We start from the raw sequence: 2,610 nt of genomic DNA on the forward strand, positions 1-2,610 counted from the left end.
CGACCGCCCTCGTCGGCAAGTGGCACCTCGGGTACACCGCCGCGCAGAGCCCGCTGGCGCACGGGTTCGACTACTTCTTCGGGCTCAAGAGCGGCTATCACGACTACTGGCACCACAACGACAGCCGCGGCGCGCCCGACCTGTGGGAGAATGACGCCCGGGTGGAGGTGGAGGGGTACAGCACGACGCTGATCGGCAGCAAGGCCATTGCCTTCATCGAGGAGCACGCGACGCAGCCCTTCTTCCTCGACGTGGCGTTCAACGCGCCGCACTGGCCCTTTCAGCGCCCTGATGCGCCGAGCAAGGCGGTACGGAACGCCCGCTTCCTCAAGCCGGCCGATTCGCTCGCCAGCACGCGCGCCGACTACGTGAGCATGGTGGAGGCGCTGGACACGCAGGTGGGGCGCGTACTGGCTGCCCTCGAGCGTACGGGCGTGGCCCGCCGCACCATCGTGATCTTCACCAACGACAACGGCGGCGAGTGGTTGTCGGACAACACGCCGCTGTTCAACCGGAAGTGGACCACGTGGGAGGGGGGGATTCGCGTTCCGGCGATCGTGCGGTGGCCCGGGCATGTGCGCGCCGGGACGGTGACGCCGCAGGTGGGCATCACGATGGACCTTGCCGCGTCGGTGTTGGCTGCCAGTGGGGTGCCGGTGCCGGCCGAGGCGAAGCTGGAGGGGCTCAACCTCTTTCCGATGCTCGAGGGGACGGCGCCGCCGGTGTCGCGCACGCTGTTCTGGCGTTCGGTGCAGCCGCGGCGGGAGATGCGCGCCGTGCGCGACGGCGACCGCAAGCTCGTGATCGAGGGGAACCACAGCTTCCTGTACGACGTGCGCCGCGACCCTGGCGAGCGACACGACTTGGCGCGCCTGCACCCCGAGTGGGTGCGGGCGCTCACGCTCAAGCTGGACGCGTGGGAGCGCGACGTGGACACCGAGGCGGCGCGGCGGCAGTAGGGATCGGGGGTGTCGCCCGTGCCGCCGGTGTCGTGGCGGTTGGGGTACCGGCGCGTTCACCGCCGTTGTGGCCCTTGGTGGCGGCGTGTGTTGGGCGCGCGAACATGTGACGCGGGGCCGCGTGGTGCATGCCGACCGGCTGCGTTGACAGGGTCGCGGGTGCACGCTGGCGGTTACGCGGGGGCGTGGCACGCGTTGCACCGTGGGTGATGGCCAACGGCGGGACTCTCTTGAGCGTGCTGCACGACCGGATCGTGGCGAAGCACTACAGCGCACGGACGGAGGCGGCCTACGCGCAGTGGGTGCGTCGGTACGTGCGGTTTCACCGACGTCGGCATCCCCGCGAGCTGGGGGCGGAGCAGGTGCGTGATTTCCTGACGTATCTGGCGCGCGACGAGGCGGTGAGTGCGAGTACGCAGAATCAGGCGCTGGCGGCGTTGCTGTTTCTGTACCGCGAGCTGTTGGGGGTGCCGATTTCCGGTGCCATGCAGCACCTGCATGCGAAGCGCCCGGAGCGACTGCCGGTGGTGCTGACGCGCGACGAAACGCAGCGGGTGCTGCAGGCGATGCGAGGCACGACGCGCCTCATGGCGTCGCTGCTGTACGGCAGCGGCATGCGGGTGATGGAGTGCTGCACGCTACGGGTGAAGGACGTGGATCTGACGCGCGGCGAGATCGTGATCCGGTCGGGGAAGGGGCAGAAAGATCGGGTGACGATGCTGCCGCAGCGTGTGGTGCCGGCATTGCGGGTGCATCTGGAGCGGGTGGCGGCGCAGTACGCGCGGGACCTGGCCGCCGGTGGTGGGTACGTGGCGCTCCCCGATGCCCTGCGCCGGAAACTGGGCGAGCGCGCGTCGCGGAGCTGGCCGTGGCAGTGGATTTTCCCGGCCACGCGGAGCTACCGTGACGCCGCCACCGGCGAGCGTCGCCGGCATCATCTGCATGAGAGCGTGCTGCAGCGCGCGGTCACGGACGCCGTGCGTGCGGCACAGATCGGGAAGCGGGCCACGTGCCATACGTTCCGGCACAGCTTTGCGACGCATTTGCTGGCCTCGGGGTCGGACATCCGCACGATCCAGGAGTTGCTGGGTCATCAGGACGTGCGGACGACGATGATCTACACGCACGTGCTGAACCGGGGCGGGTTGGGGGTGCGGAGTCCGTTGGATTTGTAAGGGCGACGTAGGGGTAGGGGGCGTCGTGCACGACGATCTGCGTGGTGTGTGCGTGGCGACCGCGCGTCCGTGTCGCGCGTCCGTGTCGCGCGTTAGATCGGTCGAGCGAACACCGCGCGAGCGGCATACCTGCGGGGACGAGACGCACGGATTGCGAGAGTGGGCGGGCTTGCGGAGTGGCGGGCCGAATGGGATCGTGAGGGAGTCGCCGGAACTCGATCGTGTCGCCGACGGTATGTCGGTCGAGCGAATAGGCGTTAGGCTGCACAGCAACGCGTGTCCCTATCCACAACCTTGATCTCCGATTGCGTGGCGTTCCATGAACTGGCTAATTCTCACATCTGCCCTCATAGCTGCCGGGACAACCTTGATTCACGCCTTCCTTGGCGGTAGGGATGTCGCCGCACCACTACTGAGATCAGAGGTTTCTGAGGAGATCAGGCTTACGATGTACGCATGCTGGCACATGGTCACAG

The 2,610-nt window shown here is 68.0% G+C and carries 2 protein-coding genes; both read left to right on the top strand.

The features are described from left to right. On the top strand, nt 1–959 hold a 959-nt coding region (locus ACIRA7_RS16670; protein WP_396221955.1), incomplete at its 5' end, for a sulfatase-like hydrolase/transferase. Between the two features lie 185 nt (nt 960–1,144). Further along, on the top strand, nt 1,145–2,134 hold the full coding sequence (locus tag ACIRA7_RS16675; RefSeq protein WP_396221956.1) for an integron integrase: 990 nt from the start codon (nt 1,145–1,147) through the stop codon (nt 2,132–2,134). The last annotated feature ends 476 nt before the right edge of the window (nt 2,135–2,610 follow it).

The sequence above is a fragment of the Gemmatimonas sp. genome (assembly GCF_044376735.1).
Lineage (GTDB): Bacteria > Gemmatimonadota > Gemmatimonadetes > Gemmatimonadales > Gemmatimonadaceae > Gemmatimonas.